Origin of the sequence: Mycobacterium sp. SA01 (assembly GCF_041287105.1) — a bacterium.
Classification (GTDB): Bacteria; Actinomycetota; Actinomycetes; order Mycobacteriales; family Mycobacteriaceae; genus Mycobacterium.
The window spans coordinates 58,947-79,077 of sequence record NZ_JBGGNO010000013.1 but is presented as its reverse complement, the minus strand read 5'-3'; the positions used below and the strand labels follow the sequence as shown (position 1 = coordinate 79,077).

Genomic DNA, 20,131 nt, shown 5'->3' with positions numbered 1-20,131 from the left:
GAGGGTTTGGGTCTGGGAGTCGTGATGGAACTCAACGCGGACGCGCTACCGCTGACGCGCGCGCAGCTGGACATTTGGCTGGCACAGGAAACGGGTCAATCCGCGACCGACTGGCAGATCGGCATGCTGTTGAAAGTCGAGGGCGCGCTGGAGCGCGACGCCTTCGAGTGGGCGCTCACGCGCGCGATGCGGGAAGCCGAACCGGTCCGGGCGGCGTTCTTCGAAGAGGACGGGCAGGTCTTTCAACGGGTGATTGACTACCCGGAGATCGATCTGGACTTCTACGACTTCAGCGGATCGGACGACCCCGAGCGGCATGTGCAGCAGATGGCGCTGTCGATTCAGCGCTCGGCGATGCCGTTCACCGGCCCGCTGTTCAAGTACGCGCTGTTCGAGACCGGGCCTGCCGAGTTCTATGTGTTCGGGTGCTTCCATCACATCGTCATCGACGGCGCCGGCATCTGGTTGCTGGTCAATCGCGTCGCGTCGATCTACTCCGCCACCATCTCCGGCGACCTCGTCCCGCCCGCGTTCTTCGGTTCGCTGAAGGACCTGCTGGACTGCGAAGCGGAATACGAGGCATCCGCCGACTTCTCCGCCGACCAGGATTACTGGTCGCGCCACCTCCCGGCCGAAAGTACAGCCGGCAGTCAGCGGTCGGGGTCGCCCGACGACAGCGACCTCGGCTTCCGCTCGGCGCCTGTCCGGCTGGATTCGGCGGTCCTGCGCCGAGTCGACGAACTGGCCCACATCTGGGACATCCCCCGCACCGCGGTCATCGCCGCGGCAAGTGCGCTGCTGGTGCGCGGTCGGTGCGGCGCGGGGGCCGAAGTGGTCTTCGACTTCCCGGTCAGCAGGCGCGTCCGGCCAGAGCTGAAGACGCTGCCCGGCATGGCAGCGGGGTTGGTGCCGCTGGTGCTCGGTACTCCGGCGCAGACGTCGGTCAGTGACTTCTGCAAGCAGGTCGACACCCGAATGCGAGAAGCGCTGCAGCACCAGCGATTTCCGGTGCACGCCCTCGAACGCGGTTCGCAAGCATCCCGGTTGTCGATCAACTTCTTCCCGGCCGCATTCACGTTGGATTTCGGCGGTGCCCCCGCATCGGCGACCATGACCAACTCCGGTCTGGCCGGCAGTTCGGGATTCACCTTCTCCGGGCTGGGGGAGGAGTTGTATCTCAACGTGCTGGGCTCGGGACGCCTGTTCTCGGAGTGGGATTCCGCCGAGGTGACCAGGCGCCTGCTGCAGGTGCTGGTGGCGATGACCGCCGACCCGGCCAGGAGCCTGTCATCGATCGACGTGCTCGACGGTGCCGAACGCGACCGGCTCGCGTCATGGGGCAACCGCGACAGGCTCACGGAGCAGCTGAGCGCACCGGTGTCGATCCCAACGCTTTTCGCGGCGCAGGTGGCCCGAGTCCCCGATGCGGTGGCGCTCAGCTACGGCGAGCAGGCATGGACCTATCGCCGGCTCGACGAGACATCGAACCGGTTGGCGAACCTGCTGGCGACGCGCGGCGCGGGACCCGGCCGGCGGGTGGCGCTGCTGCTGCCGCGGTCGGCCGAGGCGATCGTCGCCATTCTGGCCGTCCTGAAGACCGGCGCGACGTACATCGCTATCGATCCGGCGGTTCCGGAGGCGCGCATGCAGTTCGTGCTCGACGATGCCGCCCCCGTCGCCGCGATCACCAACTCCGATCTGCGCCAACGCCTTGACGGACGAGACATACGGATCATCGACTTCAACGATCCTGTCGTCGACGACCAACCCGCGACCGCGGTGCCGGGGCCGGAACCTGACGACATCGCGTACATCATCTACACATCGGGCACCACGGGAACACCCAAGGGCGTCCCGATTCCGCACCAGAACGTCACCCGACTGCTGGAGGCGCTCGCCACCGACATGAACCTGGCGGATCAGGTGTGGACCCAATGCCATTCCCTGGCATTCGACTTCTCGGTGTGGGAGATCTGGGGTCCGTTGCTCTATGGCGGCCGGGTGGTGGTGGTACCGGACGCGGTGGTCCGTTCGCCGGAGGATTTCCACGCCTTGCTGGTCTCCGAGCGGGTCGAGGTCCTGAGTCAAACGCCGTCGGCGTTCTATGCACTGCAGAGCGTCGACACGCCCGGAACCGACGACATGGCGCTCAAAGCCGTCGTGTTCGGTGGCGAAGCGCTTGAACCGCAACGACTTCGGGCCTGGCTGCAGAATCACCCGGGATCACCGCGGATGATCAACATGTACGGCATCACCGAGACCACCGTGCACGCGTCGTTCCGGGAGATCACCTCGGCCGACACCGACAGCGCGGTCAGCCCGATCGGGCGGCCGCTGGCCAATCTGGGCTTCTTCGTGCTCGACACGTGGTTGCAGCCCGTCTCCGCCGGCGTGGTCGGCGAACTGTACGTGGCCGGCTCGGGGCTGGCCTACGGCTATGTCGGCCGGGCCGGCTTGGCGGCAACCCGGTTTGTGGCCTGCCCGTTCGGGGCGCCGGGAGCACGCATGTACCGCACCGGCGACCTGGTGCGGTGGACCGAAGGCGGTGAGCTCGAGTACGTGGGCCGCGCCGACGAGCAGGTCAAGATCCGCGGCTACCGCATTGAGCTCGGCGAAATCCAGTCCGCCCTCGGTGACGTGGAGGGTGTCGAGCAAGCTGTCGTGATCGCCCGCGAGGACCGCCCCGGCGACAAGCGGCTGGTCGGCTACATCACCGGGACCGCGGACCCGGCTGCGGTGCGTGCGGCGGTAGCTGAGCGCCTTCCGGCCTACATGGTTCCGTCCGCCGTCGTCATGATCGGCGCGCTGCCGCTCACGGTCAACGGAAAGCTCGACACTCGGGCACTCCCGGCCCCCGAATATCAGGATGTCGACTCCTACCGGGCGCCCGGCGACGCCGTCGAGGAAATCCTGGCGGGAATCTATGCCCAAGTGCTGGGGCTGGAGCGCGTCGGTGTGGACGAGTCGTTCTTCGAACTCGGTGGTGACAGCATTCTGTCGATGCAGGTGGTGGCTCGGGCCCGGGCCGCAGGTGTGTTGTGCCGTCCGCGTGACGTTTTCGTCGAGCAGACCGTGGCCCGGTTGGCCCAGGTGGCCACCGTGATGGACGGCGACTCCGACCTGGCGTCCGACGGTGTCGGTCCTGTGATCGCGACGCCGATCATTCGCTGGCTGGAGAGCCTGGAAGCCGCGGGCAGTCCCGTCGCCCACTTCAACCAGACAGTGGTGGTCCAGGCCCCGGTGGGAACCACCGAAGCCGATGTGCTCGAGATGCTGCAGCTTCTGCTGGATCGGCACGCCATGCTGCGGCTGCGGGTCGACCGAGACGAAGATGGTCGATGGTCGCTGGAGGTGCCGGAGGCGGGTTCCGTGGACGCCCGTTCACGGCTGCACACCGTCGACGTACTCACCGACGACGCTGTGCTTCATGCCGGTACGCAGTTGAACCCGTCGGACGGCGTCATGCTGAGCGCGGTGTGGGTGACCTCGACGAGCCGGTTGGTGGCGATCATTCATCATCTGGCAATTGACGGGGTGTCGTGGCGAATTCTCCTGGAGGACCTCAACTTCGCCTGGGCGCAGCACCGCGCCGGCGAGCCCGTCATGCTGCCTGAGCCAGGGACGTCGTTCGCTCGGTGGGCGTCGGTGCTCTCTGAGCACGCACACCGAGCCGATGTCGTGGCAGACGCGGACGCATGGCGGCACGTGGCAGCGACCCCGTCCGCGCTGCCTGAAGTGGATCCCTTTGTCGACACTCTGGTGACCGCGGGGAACCTGGCAGCCGTCCTCGATATCGAGACCACCAAGGCACTGCTCGGAGACGTACCGGCGGCGTTCCATGCCGGCGTGCACGAGATCATGTTGATCGCATTCGCCTTGGCCGCAACGGAATTCCTGGGTACGGGTGGCGCACCGATCTCCATCGACGTCGAGGGGCATGGGCGCGAGGAGGAATTGGCCGCTGACGTAGACCTGTCGCGAACGGTGGGCTGGTTCACCGCGAAATATCCGGTGGCACTGGAAGTCGGCGGTTTGACCTGGGCTCAGGTGGCTGCCGGCGACGCGCGACTCGGTGCGGTGGTCAAGGCAGCCAAGGAGCAACTCCGGGCCTTGCCCGAAGGACTGAACTATGGTGTGCTGCGCTACCTGAACGACCAGGTCGACCTCGACGGCGCCGACCCGGTGATCGGGTTCAACTATCTGGGCCGCCAGGGTGCCTCGACCGCCGAAACCTCCGGGGACTCCTGGCAGATCTGCTGGGACGGTCTGGCGGACATCAGTCCGAGCGTAAAGCCGCCGATACCGCTGATGCATACCCTGGAGCTCAATGCGGGCACCGTCGAGACCGACGCGGGTCCGATCCTCACGGCCCAGTGGATGTGGGCGCCGTCGGCACTCAAGCAGACGCAGGTAAATCGCCTGAGCCAGTTGTGGTTCGAGGCCTTGACCGGTATTTGTGCGCACGTGCAGGGCGGCGGAGGTGGGTTGACTCCGTCGGACATCGCCGCCTCGCTCAGCCAGGAGCAGATCGACGAGCTTCAGCGGCAGTATGCGGATAGCTGATGCTCTTCCGCTGACTCCGCTGCAGCAGGGGTTGTTCTTCCACGCCAGCGCAGCTCAGGGTGGCGACGACGTCTACGCCGTGCAGCTGTACGTCGGCTTGAGCGGTCCGCTGGATCCCGAGCGGTTGCGCGACGCCGTGCAGGCGGTGGTGGCCCGCCATCCCAACCTGGCCGCCCGGTTCTCCCAGAAGTTTGCCGAGCCGGTTCAGGTCATTCCGGCTGATCCGGTGGTGCCGTGGCAGTATGTGGAACTCGATACCGAAGATCAGCTTGCGGAGCTTTATGCTGCCGAACGAGTCGCGGTGTGCGAGTTGGGAAATCAGCCGGCGTTTCGGGCGGCGCTGGTTCGGACCGGGGCCGATCAGTATCAGTTCGTACTCACCAATCACCACATCGTGCTCGACGGGTGGTCGCTGCCGATCCTGCTAGGCGAGGTGTTCGCCGGCTACTACGGGCAGCGACTGCCCCCGGCGCCGCCGTACCGACGGTTCGTCAGTTGGTTGACCGACCGTGACCTCGATGCTGCTCGCGCGGCGTGGCGTGGGGTGCTGGCCGACGTCGAGACCCCGACGCTGGTCGGCGCAGCGGGGCGGGAACCCGGCGGACGTGCGATCGCCTCGTTCCAGTTGTCCGAGGATGCCACGAGGGCCCTGGGTGAACTGGCGCGCTCGTGTCACACGACGGTGAGCACCGTGCTGCAGGGCGCCTATGCCCAGGTGCTGATGTCGCTGACCGGTCAGCGCGATGTCGTCTTCGGCACGACGGTGTCCGGGCGACCGGACGAGGTGTTGGGCGCGGACTCGATGGTCGGCCTCCTCATCAACACGGTGCCGGTGCGAGCCGGCATCGATGCGACGACCACGACCGCTGATCTGTTGGGGCAGTTGCAGAGTGATCATGCGCAGACCCTCGACCATCAGCATCTGGCGCTGAGCGAGATTCATCGTCTCACCGGACTGGATCAGCTGTTCGACACCTTCTTCGTCTACGAGAACTACCCGATCGACGCGGCCACGCTGTCGGGTAGCGACGGGTTGTCCGTGACGACGTTCGCGCACCACGAGACCAACCACTATCCGCTGTCGGTTCAGGCCATACCGGGTGACGAGCTGACCCTGCGCGTCGAGTACGACACCGACGTGTTCGACACGACAGGCATCGACGCTCTGGTCGAGCGACTCACGCGGGTGGTGGCGGCGATGGTCGCCGATCCCGACCGGGCGTTGTCGACTCTGGACCTGCTGACCGACGACGAGCACGCCAGATTGGATGGCTGGAGTAACCGGGCGGTACTGGCACAGCCGGTGAACCCGTCACCCGCGATCCCCGAGTTGTTCGCGGCGCAGGTGGCGCGTACCCCGGACGCGCCGGCGCTGAGCTTCGACGGCCGTACGATGACCTACCGCGAGCTCGACGATGCCGCCACCAGGTTCGCATATGCGCTGGCGGACAGAGGCATTGGTCCGGGCCGGCGAGTTGTGCTGTTCTTGCCGCGATCGGCTGACGCGATCGTGTCGATTCTGGCGGTCCTCAAGACCGGGGCGGCGTACGTGCCGATCGACCCGGCCGCGCCGTCGGCCCGGATGGAGTTGGTGCTCGCTGACGCCGAACCAGTGGCGGCGATCACCAACTCGGCCTTGGCCGAGCGGTTGGCGGGGCACAACCTGCGGCTGATCGACGTGAACGCCCCGGCCCCCGACCACCCTTCCGGCACCAACCTCGGCGGACCGACGTCTGAGGACATCGCCTACCTGATCTACACCTCGGGCACCACCGGGGTTCCCAAGGGGGTGGCCATCACCCATCGCAACGTCGCGCAGCTGATGGACTCGCTGCATGCTGCTCCCTTACCGCCCACACGGGTGTGGTCGCAGTGCCGCTCCTACGGATTCGACGTTTCGGTCCAGGAGATCTTCGGCGCGCTGCTGGGTGGTGGCCGACTGGTGGTGGTGCCGGAGACGGTGGCCCGTGCGCCGGAAGACCTGCAGAGCCTGCTGGTTTCCGAGGGCGTGAGCGTATTCAGTACCACTCCGTCCGAAGTGGGGATGTTGTCGCCCGCGGCACTCGAGTCGGTGGCGCTGATCATCGGCGCCGAACCCTGCCCGACCGAGCTGATGGATCAGTGGGCCCCCGGGCGGGTGATGATCAACGCCTACGGCCCCACCGAGACGACGGTCGACGTCGCATTGAGTGCGCCGCTGACCGCCGGCTCCGCAGCGGTGCCGATCGGACCACCCATCGCGGGGGCGGCGCTGTTCGTGCTCGACGGCTGGCTACGGCCGGTGCCGCCCGGCTCGATCGGCGAGTTGTACGTCGCAGGCCACGGTGTCGGCGTCGGCTATTCGGGCCGCGCCGGGCTGACGGCGTCTCGCTTTGTGGCATGCCCGTTCGGCGGCGCAGGAACGCGCATGTATCGCACCGGTGATCTGGCGTGGTGGGGCGCGGATGGCCAGCTGCGCTACGTCGGCCGCGCCGACGAGCAGGTCAAGATCCGCGGCTTCCGGATCGAGCTCGGCGAGGTCCGCTCGGTGCTGGCCGGCCTCGACGGGGTCGAACAGGCGGTGGTGGTCGCCCGCGAGGACCGTCCCGGTGAGAAGCGGCTGGTGGGTTACATCGTCGGGGCAGCCGAGCCTGCGGCACTGCGCGCGGCGCTGGCCGAGCGATTGCCCGAATACATGGTTCCCGCCGCGATCCTGGTGATCGATGCCCTGCCGCTGACCGTCAACGGAAAACTCGACCGAAAAGCATTGCCGACGCCGGAATTCCAAGACGTCAGCCACTATCGTGCACCGACGACAGCGGTCGAGGAAATCCTGGCCGGCATCTATGTTCAGGTGCTGGGTGTGCAGCGCGTCGGCGTGGACGACTCGTTCTTCAACCTGGGTGGGGATTCGCTGTCGGCGATGCGTCTGATCGCGGCCGTCAATGCCGGGGTGAACACCCGCCTCTCGGTACGAGCCCTGTTCGACGCCCCGACCGTCGCGCAATTGGCCGCCCTGATCGCAGGAGACGAAGCCCCGTCGACACCGGCGGCCGCGAAGCCCGCGCCGACTCCCGTCGTCGCCAAGAGCAGCGCACCCGCCGGCGGCAGCTTCCGGGTGGCCGATGTGCTGCCGCTGACCCCGTTGCAGCAGGGGCTGCTGTTCCATGCCAGCGCGGCATTGGGCGGCGACGACGTGTACGCGGTGCAGCTATATGTCAGTTTGACTGGACCGCTGGACGAGGAGCGGCTACACGCTGCGGTGCAGCAAGTCATGGCGCGCCATCCAAACGTGGCAGCGCGGTTCTCGCAGAAGTTCGCCGAGCCGGTGCAGGTCATTCCGGCCGACCCGTCAGTGCCCTGGCAGTACTTCGAACTCCATGGGTCCGGCGCCGACATCGAGGAGCAGATCACCCAGGTCTGCGCGGCGGAACGTATTGCCGTGTGCGAGTTGGCCACTCAGCCGTCATTCCGCGCGGCGCTGATTCGGACGGCAGCCGATCAATACCGGTTTGTATTGACCAATCACCACATTGTCCTCGACGGGTGGTCGCTTCCCATTTTGCTCGGTGAGGTGTTCGCGAGCTATTACGGGCAGCGACTACCCCCGGCCGCATCGTATCGGCGGTTCGTCAGCTGGCTGGTCGGCCGTGACCTTGACGCCGCGCGCGCGGCGTGGGGCGACGTGCTGGCAGGGTTCGACACCCCGACATTGGTGGGGACCGCCGGGCGGGCAAGCCTCGGACACCGCGACGTGGTGGCATCCGTCGTCCCCTGGCATACGACGAAAGCTCTTGCCGAACTTGCACGCTCACGCCACACGACGGTGAGCACGGTGTTGCAGAGCGCCTTCGCACGGGTGTTGATGTCGCTGACGGGACAGCGCGATGTGGCATTCGGCACGACGGTGTCGGGGCGTCCGGACGAGGTCTTGGGCGCTGATTCGATGGTGGGTCTGCTGATCAATACGGTGCCGGTACGGGCAACGATCACAGCGGCGACGAGCACGACCGATCTGCTACGCCAGCTGCAGAACTCCCATGCGCAGACGCTGGATCATGAGCACCTGGCGCTCAGCGAGATACACCGGGCAAGCGGTCACGACCACCTGTTCGACACATTCTTCGTGTACGAGAACTACCCGATCGACGCCGCCAAGCTCTCCGGCGCCGATGGGCTGTCCGTCACGAACTTCGCGCACCGCGAATACAATCATTACCCGCTCGCGATGCAAGCGATCCCGGGCGACGATCTGCGGCTGCGGGTCGAGTACGACACCGACCTCTTCGACGCGGCTGCGATCGCGGCACTGATCGAGCGGCTCAAGCGGGTGTTGGCCGCCATGATCGCCGATCCGGACCGTCCGCTGTCGTCCATCGACGTACTCGACGACGCCGACCACGCCCGAGTGGAGCAGTGGAGTAACCGGGCCGCGCTGGCGGAATCGGTGCCCACCGGATCGATTCCCGCGTTGTTCGCTGCACAGGTGGCGCGCGCTCCGGAGACGGTGGCGCTGACGTGTGGCGAGCAGTCACTCACCTACCGAGAGCTGGACGAAGCCACCAACCGCTTCGCGCATCTGTTGGCTGACAGGGGGATCGGGCCGGGGCGGCGGGTGGCACTGCTGGTGCCTCGCTCCGCGGAGGCGATCGTGTCGATCTTGGCGGTGCTCAAGACCGGCGCAGCCTACGTTCCGATCGATCCGGCGGCGCCGTCGGCGCGCATGCAGCTGGTGCTCGGCGACGCGGAGCCGGTCGCGGCCATCACCACCCCGCAGCTCGCCGAGCGCCTCGACGGACTACCGATCATCGACGTGTATGACCCCGCTGTCGCGAGCTACCCCAGCACCCCGCTACCGGGGCCCGCACCCGAGGACATCGCGTACCTGATCTACACCTCGGGCACCACCGGAATTCCCAAGGGTGTGGCGATCACCCACCAGAACGTCACCCAGCTGCTGGCGGCGATGGACGCCAAGATCGCTATGGCGGAGCAGGTCTGGTCGCTCTGGCACTCACTGGCTTTCGACGTCTCGGTGTGCGAGATGTGGGGCGCGCTGCTGTATGGCGGACGGCTGGTGGTGGTGCCTGAATCCGTGGCCCGCGCACCGGAGGAATTCCATGCGCTGCTGGCCGCAGAACAGGTCAGCGTGCTGTCCCAGACGCCGTCGGCGTTCTATGCGTTGCAGACCGCGGATACGCTGCGGCCCGAGCTGGGACGGCAACTCAACCTGCACGCGGTGATCTTCGCCGGCGAAGCCCTTGAGCCGCAACGGCTGCGAGTATGGCTGGCCAATCACCCGGACTCGCCGCGCCTGCTCAACCTGTACGGCACCACCGAGACAGCTGTGCACGCGTCGTTCCGTGAGATCGTGAAGGCGGACATCGCAGGCGATTCCGATGTGAGCCCGGTCGGAGGGCCGTTGGCCGACTTGGCGTTCTTCGTCCTCGACCAGTGGTTGAAGCCGGTTCCGGACGGTGTGATCGGTGACCTCTACGTGGCAGGACCGCAGGCCGGCCTTGGCTATTGGCGTCGCCCGGGGTTGTCATCGTCGCGCTTCGTCGCATGCCCGTTCGGGCCGCCGGGACAGCGGATGTATCGCACGGGCGATCTGGTGTGGTGGGGTGCCGACGGCGAGCTGCGGTACGTGGGCCGCGCCGACGAGCAGGTGAAGATTCGCGGTTATCGCATCGAACTCGGCGAAGTCCGGGCCGCACTCGCCGCGCTGGACGGGGTCGAGCACGCGGTGGTGATCGCACGCGAGGACAGGCCCGGCGAGAAGCGGCTGGTCGGCTACATCACGGGAGTGGCGGATCCGGCCGCCGTCCGCGCGGCGTTGGCGGAGCGCATCCCGGAGTACATGGTTCCGGCCGCGATCATGGTGATCGAGGCGCTGCCGCTGACCGTCAACGGCAAACTCGACCGGCGCGCCCTGCCCGCACCGGAATTCGTCGATACCGATTCCTACCGCGCCGCGACGACCGCGGTCGAGGAGATCCTGGTCGGAATCTACGCCAATGTGCTTGGCGTGCAACGAGTCGGCGTGGACGACTCATTCTTCGATCTCGGCGGCGACTCGCTGTCGGCGATGCGCCTCATCGCCGCGGTCAACACCGGGATGAATACCAGGCTGTCCGTGCGGACGTTGTTCGAGGCTCCGTCGGTCGCCCAACTGGCGCTGCGCATCGGCGGGGAAGACGACCGGTTGTCTCCGCTCGTCCCTATGGAGCGCCCTGTGGCGATCCCACTGTCGTTCTCGCAGAACCGATTGTGGTTCCTCGATCAACTCCAGGGGCCCTCGCCGACGTACAACATGGCCGTCGGACTGCGCATGCAAGGCCACCTCAACGTCGAGGCGCTGGGTGCGGCCCTTGCCGACGTGGTCGGCCGCCACGAGAGCCTGCGCACGATATTCACCGCACCCGACGGGGTACCCCGTCAGGTGGTGGTGCCCGCCGAGCAGGCCGACTTCGGCTGGGCCGTCATCGATGCGACCGACTGGACGCCGGCGCAACTCGATGAGGCCGTGGCCGCCGTCGCGCTACACGCGTTTGATCTTGCCCTCGAGATCCCCATGCAGGCACGGCTGTTCCGGGTCAGTGACAACGAGCACGTGGTAGTCGCCGTGGCGCACCACATCGCCGCTGACGGCTTGTCGATGGGCCCGATGGTGCGTGATCTGGGCGTGGCCTATGTCTGTCGGAGCGCGGGTCTGAACCCGATGTGGACCGAACTGCCGGTTCAGTACGTCGATTACACGCTCTGGCAGCGCGCACAGTTCGGTGACCTGGACGACAGCAACAGCCTGATCAACGCCCAGCTGGCGTACTGGCAAGACGCGTTGGCCGGCATGCCCGAACGGCTGCAGCTGCCCACCGACCGGCCATACCCGCCGGTGGCCGATCAACGGGGCGCCACCACGTCGTGGCACTGGCCCGTCGAGTTGCAGGAGCGGATCACGCGGGTGGCCCGCGAATACAATGCGACGCCCTTCATGGTGGTGCAAGCCGCACTGGCGCTGCTGCTGGGCAAGCTGAGCGCGAGTTCCGATGTCGCAGTGGGCTTCCCGATCGGTGGACGGCGCGACCCGGCTCTTGACGACCTGGTCGGGTTCTTCGTCAACACCTTGGTGTTGCGGGTCGACGTCGGCGGTGACCCCACCGTCGCGGACCTCCTCGATCAGGTGCGGGCTCGCAGCCTGGCCGCCTACGAGCACCAGGACGTGCCCTTCGAAGCGGTCGTCGAGCGGATCAATCCCACCCGCTCGCTCAACCACCACCCGTTGGTCCAGGTGATGCTGACCTGGCGGAGTATGCCAGGTGAAACCAGCGACGACATCGCACTCGCCTTGGGGGACCTACAGGTCACCCAGCTTCCGCTCGACACTCACACCGCCCGCGTGGATCTCGCGTTCTCGCTGAGTGAACGGTTGACCCACGGTGGTGAACCCACCGGTATCGAGGGCATGGTCGAATTCCGCACCGACGTCTTCGACGCCGCCACCATCGAGACGTTGGTCGCGCGGTTGCAACGCGTACTGGTTGCCATGACCGCAGAGCCGACCCGGCGGGTGTCCACGATCGATGTGCTCGACCCCGCCGAACATGCCCGCCTCGACACGATCGGCAACCGCGCGGTGCTGACCCGGCCGGCGCAGGCCGAGGTGTCGGTTCCCGAGCTGTTCGCCGAACAGGTCGGTCGCGCACCGAAGGCCGTCGCACTCACTTCCGGCGAACTGTCCATGACCTACCGGGAGCTGGACGAGGCGGCAAACAGGTACGCACACCTGCTGTGCGGCAAGGGTGTCGGCGCCGGCGATTGCGTGGCGTTGTTCATGGACCGCTCACCCGAGGCCGTCGTCGTGATGCTGGCCGCGTTGAAGCTCGGTGCGTCGTATCTCGCCATCGATCCCGCGCTGCCCGAGGCCCGTATCGAATTCATGCTCGGCGATGCCGCACCGGTTCTCGTCGTGACCACCGCTGAACTCCGGCCCCGGCTGCACGGGCACGACGTCGTTGTCGTCGACATCGACGATCCAGGTGTCGAGGGCCAGTCCAGTGCAGCCCTGCCTGCGCCGGATCCGGACAACATCGCGTATCTCATCTACACCTCGGGCACGACGGGAACGCCCAAAGGTGTTGCGCTGAGCCATCGCAACCTGGCTCACCTGGCGGCTTCCGCCCATCCCGCACTTCCGGCCGACCAGGTGTGGACGCAGTGCCACTCGTACGCCTTCGACTTCTCGGTATGGGAGATCTGGGCCGCCCTACTCGGTGGCGGGCGGCTACTGGTGGTACCCGACGCGGTGGTCCGTTCGCCCGACGACTTCCACACGCTGCTGGTCCGCGAACGCGTCAACGTTCTCACCCAGACCCCGTCGGCGGTGGCCGCGCTGCGCCCGCAAGGGCTGGAGTCGGTGGCGCTGCTGCTCGGCGGTGAAGCCTGCCCGCCGGAAGTGGTGGAACAGTGGGCACCCGGCCGAGTGGTGATCAATGCCTACGGCCCAACCGAAGTCACCGTGTACGCGTCGATGAGTGCGCCCTTGGTCGTCGGCGCTGAAGTGCCGATCGGTGCTCCGCCGCCGACCGTCGCCCTGTTCGTCCTCGACGAGCGCTTGCAGCCGGTGCCGCAGGGCGTGGTCGGCGAACTGTACGTGGCGGGACGCGGCGTCGGTGTGGGGTACATCGGACGCACGGATCTGACGGCGTCCCGGTTCGTGGCCTGCCCGTTCGGCGAGCCCGGAACACGCATGTACCGCACCGGGGACCTGGTGCGGTGGCGCGCCGACGGGCAACTGCAATACCTCGGCCGCGCCGACGAACAGGTCAAGATCCGCGGCTACCGGATCGAGCCCGGCGAGATCCAGGCCGTCCTGGCCGGACTCGACGGGGTCGAGCAGGCGGTGGTGATCGCCCGCGAGGACCGTCCGGGTGACCCCCGTCTGGTGGGCTACTTCACCGGAACGGCCGATCCGGTGAAGATCCGTGTCGCTCTCGCCGAGCGGCTCCCGGCGTACATGGTGCCCGCCGCGGTCATCGAACTTGCCTCGTTGCCGCTGACTGTCAGCGGCAAGCTCGACCGCCGTGCGCTCCCCGCACCGGACTATCAGGACGCGGAAAGCTACCGTGCGCCAAGCACTCCCACCGAGGAGATCTTGGCGGGGATCTTCGCCCAGGTGCTGGGTACCGAGCGCGTCGGCGTGGACGACTCGTTCTTCGACCTGGGTGGGGATTCGTTGTCGGCAATGCGTCTGGTCGCCGCGGTCAACAACAGCCTGGGCTGCGGTCTCGCGGTGCGGGTGCTCTTCGAGACGCCCACCGTGGCGCAGCTGGCCCCCCGGCTGTCCGGGGCCGAGAGTTCCGCGGAGCCACTGGTCGCCGGCCCGCGGCCCGAGATCGTGCCGCTGTCCTTCGCGCAGAACCGATTGTGGATCGTCGACCAGCTCCAAGGGCCGTCACCGATCTACAACCTGCCGGTCGCGTTGCGGCTGCGCGGTGAGCTGGACGTGGACGCCCTCGGGGCGGCGCTCGCCGATGTGGTGGACCGTCAGGAGAGCCTGCGGACGCGCTTCCCCGAGGTGGCCGGAGTACCCGAACAGCTCATCGTTCCCACCGAGATGGCCGACTTCGGCTGGACCGTCATCGACGCGACCGGCTGGTCGGACAGCGAACTGGCTGACGCCATCGACACCGTGACGAGCTACGCATTCGACTTGTCGCGGGAAATCCCCATGCAGGCCAGGGTTTTCCGGGTCGCCGGTGACGAGCATGTGCTGGTGGCGGTGGTGCACCACATCGCGGCCGACGGCTGGTCCATCGCTCCGCTGGTGCACGATCTGGGTGTCGCGTATACGAGCCGGTCGGTCGGTGACGCTCCGGGCTGGGCCGACCTCGCGGTGCAGTACGTCGACTACACGCTGTGGCAACGAGCGAGGCTCGGCGATCTGGCCGATCCCGACAGCCGCATCTCCGCTGAACTGAGCTACTGGGAAGACGCACTGGCCGGCATGCCCGAGCAGTTGCAGCTGCCGACCGACCGGCCATACCCGATGGTCGCCGACTACCTCGGCGCGCGGCTCGACATCGACTGGCCTGCCGAGCTGCAGCAAGCGGTCGCACGGGTGGCCCGCGAGCACAATGCAACCAGCTTCATGGTGATCCAGACCGCGTTGGCGGTGCTGCTGTCGAACCTGTCCGCCAACAACGATGTGGCGGTGGGCTTCCCGATAGCCGGGCGTGGCGACACCGCGCTGGACGAACTGGTCGGATTCTTCGTCAACACCTTGGTCCTGCGGGTCGACCTGACCGGCAACCCGACGTTTGCCGATCTGCTGGCGCAGGTGCGTCGACGCAGCCTGTCCGCCTACGAGCATCAGGACGTGCCGTTCGAGGTATTGGTCGAGCGGCTCAAGCCGACCCGTAGCATGGCGCACCACCCGCTGGTGCAGGTAGTCCTGGCTTGGCAGAACTTCGGCTGGCAGGCAGGCGATGCCGCCGGTTTGTCGCTGGGCGATCTGCACGTCGAACCGCTGGCGGTGGACACCAAGACCGCCCGGATGGACCTCACCTTCAATCTGGCCGAACGCTGGAACTCAGCGGGTGAGCCGGCCGGGATCGGTGGTGGTATCGAATTCCGCACCGACGTGTTCGACGCCGCCAGCATCGAGAAGATGGTCGAGCGGCTACAGCGCGTGCTGGAAGCGATGACTTCCGAGCCGAATCAACACATGTCGGCGCTGGACGTTCTGGACAGCGCCGAGCACGCTCGGCTTGATCGGGTCGGCAATCGAGGTGTGCTCACTCGGGCGACGACAACTGCCGAGTCGATCGCCTCGGTGTTCGCCGCGCAGGCGGCGCGCACGCCCGAGGCGATGGCGGTCACCTTCGAGGGCCGTTCGATGTCGTATCGCGAGCTCGATGAGGTGACCGACCGCGCCGCCCGGGTGCTGATCGGGCGTGGGGCCGGACCCGGACAGCGGGTCGCGCTGCTTCTGCCGCGCTCGGCCGAGGCGATCATGGCCATGGTGGCCGTCGTCAAGACCGGCGCCACCTATGTTCCGATCGACCCGGCGGTGCCCGAGTCGCGACGACAGTTCGTGCTGGGTGACGCCAAGCCGGTCGCCGCGATCACCACCGCGGCTTTGACGGAACTGCTTGACGGGCAGTCCCTCTCGGTCATCGACGTCGACGATCTGAACGACCCCGCCGCCGAGACCGGCGCGGCACTGCCCGGGCCGCACCCGGACGACGTCGCGTACATCATCTACACCTCGGGCACGACGGGCACACCCAAAGGCGTGGCGATCCCGCATCGCAACGTGATTCGGCTACTCGAGACCCTCGACGCCGACATGGACATGACGGGGCTCGCCTGGTCGCAGTGCCACTCGCTGGCGTTCGACTTCTCGGTGTGGGAGATCTGGGGCGCGTTGCTGTACGGCGGCCGGGTGGTCGTGGTGCCCGATGCGGTGGTGCGGTCGCCGGAAGACCTGCACGCCCTACTGGTGTCGGAACGCGTCGGGGTGCTGAGCCAAACCCCGACGGCGTTCTACGCACTGCAGACCGCCGACGTCGCGAACCCTGAGTTGGGCGCCCAGCTGGCACTCGAGGCCGTCGTGTTCGGCGGGGAAGCGCTTGAGCCGCAACGGATGCGTCCGTGGCTGGAGAACCACCCCCCAGGTTCGCCGCGCCTGATCAACATGTACGGCATCACGGAGACGACGGTGCACGCCTCGTTCCGGGAGATCGTGGCTGGGGATGCGGACAGTGCCGTCAGCCCTATCGGTGTGCCGCTGGGCCACCTCGGCTTCTTCGTCCTCGACACGCTGTTGCGGCCGGTCGCGCCGGGGGTGGTCGGTGAGCTGTACGTGGCCGGCGCCGGGGTGGCCGACGGATACATCGGTCGGGCCGCCTTGTCGTCAACCCGCTTCGTGGCTTGCCCGTTCGGGGAGCCCGGAGCGCGGATGTATCGCACCGGCGATCTGATGTATTGGGGCGCCGACGGCGAACTGCGCTACATGGGACGCTCCGACGAACAGGTCAAGATCCGTGGATACCGGATCGAGCTCGGCGAAATCCAGTCCGCCCTCGGCGCATTGGACGGTGTCGACGACGCGGTGGTGATCGCTCGCGAGGACCGGCCCGGTGACAAACGCCTGGTGGGATATGTGACCGGTGTGGTGGATCCGGTCGCCGCGCGCGCCGCATTGGCGGACAAGCTGCCGTCGTACATGGTCCCCACCGCGGTGGTCGTGATCGAGGCGCTGCCGCTGACGGTCAACGGCAAACTCGACACCAAAGCCCTGCCTGCACCGGACTACCAGGACGCCGACTCCTACCGTGCTCCGTCGGACGCCGTGGAGGAGATCCTGGCGGGCATCTACGCCCAGGTTCTCGGCCTGGAACGGGTCGGCGTCGACGAGTCGTTCTTCGAACTCGGCGGCGACAGCATTCTGTCGATGCAGGTGGTCGCCCGAGCCCGTGCCGCCGGGGTGATCTGCCGGCCGCGGGACATCTTCGTCGAACAGACGGTGGCTGGGCTGGCGCGGGTTGCGACGCTGGGCGACAACGACTCCGATGTGATCCACGACGGGGTCGGTCCACTTCTGGCGACCCCGATCATGCGCTGGCTGCATGATGTTCCAGGGCCTGTCGACCAGTTCAACCAGACCGTGTTGATCCAGGCGCCGGTCGGTGTCACCGAGGGCGACGTATTGGTGGTGCTGCAAGCCATCCTGGATCGGCATGTGATGTTGCGGCTGCGGATCGACGACGACGGCGACGGCGGCTGGTCACCCACTGTGCCCGAGGCGGGGGCAGTGGACGCCCACACCTGCCTGCAGACCGTCGACGTGCTGTCTGAAGACGCGGTGGCCGAGGCTCGATCTCGGCTCGATCCTGTCACGGGCATGATGGTCAGCGCGCTGTGGGCCGGCCCCACCGGCCAGTTGCTGATGATCGTGCATCACCTGGCGGTCGACGGCGTCTCATGGCGAATTCTGTTGGAGGACTTCAACCTCGCGTGGGCGCAACTGCACGGTGGCCAAGACGTGGTGCTGCCCGCGCCGCGGACATCCTTCGCTCAATGGGCTTCGGTACTGGCCGATTACGCGTACCGACCCGAGGTCACCGGACAGCTGGAGCATTGGCGACGCATTGCCGCGATGCCCGCACTGTTGCCAGCGGTGCAACCGGCGGTCGACACCTACGCCACCGCCGGCAGTCTGTCGGTGGAGTTGGACCCCGAGACGACCAGGATGCTGCTCGGCGAGGTGCCGGCCGCCTTCCATGCCGGCATCAACGACATTCTGCTGATCGCTTTCGGGTTGGCGTTGGCCGAATTCCTCGGCGCCGGAGGCGCACCGGTCGTGATCGATGCCGAAGGTCATGGGCGGCAGGAGGACATCGCCGATGCCGATCTGTCCCGCACCGTCGGGTGGTTCACCACCAAGTACCCGGTAGCGCTCCAGACGGCCGGACTGGACTGGGGGCAGGTGCTCGCCGGCGATGTCGCTCTGGGATCGAGCGTCAAAGACGCCAAGGAGCAGCTACGCGCCCTTCCGGACGGCTTGACCTACGGACTGCTCCGTTATCTCAACGACGACGTTCAGCTTGCCGGTGCAGACCCGACGATCGGGTTCAACTATCTCGGCCGGATGGGCGCCGGCGGCGGCCAGGTGTCGGGGGACATCTGGGAGATTCGGGAGGACGGCTGGAAGGTGACCGGCCCCGCGGCCGCGGTCCCGATGCCGTTGATGCACACCGTCGAACTCAACGCGGGCACAGTGGAAACCGCGGATGGGCCGCGGCTGCGTGCGGGATGGACCTGGGCACGCAGTGCACTGGATCATGAACAGGTCACCCGACTGAGCGACCTGTGGTTTGACGCGCTCGCCGGCATCTGCGCGCACGTGAACGCCGGCGGCGGCGGGCTCACACCCTCCGACATCGCGCCCGCCCAGCTGACCCAGAAGCAAATCGACAACCTCTGCCGGGTCAACGACGTCGCCGACATCCTGCCGCTGACGCCGCTACAACAAGGACTGTTGTTCCACGCCAACATCGCTCACAGCTGCGGCGACGACGTGTATGCCGTACAGATGGCTGTCACGCTGGGCGGCCGGCTGGACCCCCACCGCCTGCACGAGGCCGTGCAGGCCGCGGTCCAACGACACCCCAATCTGGTGGCGCGCTTCTGGCAACCCAGCGGACAGGAAGAGCGCGACCAGGCGGTCTTTCCGGATGTCGAGCCGGTTCAGGTCATCCCGGCCGATCCGGTGGTGCCGTGGCGCTATGTCGACCTGACCCGTGTTGCCGCCGAGCGCGACGAGCAGATCGAACAGCTGTGCGCGGACGATCGGGCCGCCGTCTGTGATCTGGCCGGGCAGACGGCATTCCGGGCCACGTTGATCCGCATCGCCCCCGGCCAGCATCGGTTGGTATTGACCAATCACCACATCCTGCTCGACGGTTGGTCGCTGACCGTGTTGCTGCAAGAAGTCTTCGCCGGCTATTACGGACAGCGGCTGCCCGCAGCCGTGCCGTATCGCAGATTCATCGGTTGGCTGGCAGACCGGGACGTCCGATCAGCGCGTTCAACGTGGGCCGAAGCGCTTGCCGGGTTCGACACTCCGACGGTGGTCGGCACTCGAGATCTGTTGGGCCCAGGGCCGCGAAACGTCACCTCGCTTCGGGTCTCGGAGCAGACGACGCAGGCCCTCAACGATCTGGCTCGCACCCAACACAGCACCATCAGCACCGTATTGCAGGCCGCCTGGACTCAGCTGCTGATGGCGATGACCGGCGAGCGTGACATCGCCTTCGGCGTCGTGGTGGCAGGTCGGCCGGCCGAGGTCGCGGGCGCGGACTCGATGGTGGGTCTGCTGATCAACACGGTGCCGCTGCGGGTGACCGTCTCACCAAATGACACCACCGCGGATCTGCTCACCCGGCTGGCGGACGCGCGGGGCCGGACCTTCGAACACGAATACCTGGGCCTTACCGAGATTCACCGAGCCGTCGGCCAGAACCCGTTGTTCAACACCGTCTTCGTCTACGAGAACTATCCGACCGACACGTCGCTGTTGTCGGGCGCGGACGGGCTCACCGTGAGCGACGTTGACAGCCGCGACTACTACCACTACCCGCTGACCGTTCAAGCGGTGCCGGGTGACCAACTGGACCTTCGCATCCAGTACCGCACCGATGTGTTCGATGACAACGACATCGAGCGACTGATCGCTCAACTCGAACAGGCTCTGGTCGCAATGGTGGACGATCCAGGTTGCCCTCTGATTCCGCTGGGACACTGGGCCACTGCGACACCGATCGCGCAGGCGGCGGACAATCCACACGAGCACCGTGGTCCCGCGACCGATCTCGAAGCAACCCTGTGCGGCATCTACGCGCGGGTGCTCGGCACCGAACGCGTGGGGGTGGAGGACTCGTTCTTCGACCTGGGTGGCGACTCACTGTCGGCGATGCGTGCGGTCGCCATGCTCAACGCCGCATTCGATCGTCAGCTGCCGGTGCGCGCTCTGTTCGACACGCCAACGGTGCGAGGACTCAGCCAGCGGCTGGGATAGCGACTG

General features: G+C 67.0%; 2 protein-coding genes. Both read left to right on the top strand.

The features are described 5' to 3' along the window. Positions 1-24 precede the first annotated feature (24 nt). Positions 25-4,563, top strand: a complete 4,539-nt coding sequence (locus tag AB4879_RS04325) for an amino acid adenylation domain-containing protein (protein ID WP_370506595.1) — start codon at positions 25-27, stop codon at positions 4,561-4,563. Beyond that, complete coding sequence (locus AB4879_RS04320; protein WP_370506594.1) at positions 4,550-20,125, top strand: amino acid adenylation domain-containing protein; 15,576 nt, start codon at positions 4,550-4,552, stop codon at positions 20,123-20,125. The genes AB4879_RS04325 and AB4879_RS04320 overlap by 14 nt, the downstream gene beginning before the upstream one ends. The last annotated feature ends 6 nt before the right edge of the window (positions 20,126-20,131 follow it).